Annotated in this window: 1 pseudogene; it reads right to left on the bottom strand. The window is 66.8% G+C overall.

Annotated features, from left to right (window positions below):
* Nucleotides 1-262 (bottom strand): annotated as a pseudogene (locus L9G74_RS21070) (Na(+)/H(+) antiporter subunit D); the annotation flags it as partial.

The following is a 262-nucleotide window of genomic DNA, read 5'->3' as shown; positions in this document are numbered from 1 at the left end:
ACGATGGCGTCCACCACGTTGAGATCGGTCAGGAGGCCGCCCCGGGCCGAGGCATGGAGGAACCTGAGGATCACCGAATCGGAAATCCCGCTCAGCGCCCCCTCCCAGGCCACCACCGGCTTCTCGGCGAACCACATACACAGGCGGGCGGCCCGGCGGTAGAACCAGTCGGTGTCCAGGCTGATGGTGGGCTCCGGGTCGAGGGCCTTCAGGTACACCACGAAGCCGAGCAGGGTGAAAAACAGGATGCCGAGGCTGCCCG

The sequence above is a fragment of the Shewanella electrica genome, assembly GCF_022321485.1.
Classification (GTDB): domain Bacteria; phylum Pseudomonadota; class Gammaproteobacteria; order Enterobacterales; family Shewanellaceae; genus Shewanella; species Shewanella electrica.
Note: the sequence above shows the minus strand (reverse complement) of the source record. Positions and strands in the feature narration are given on the sequence as shown.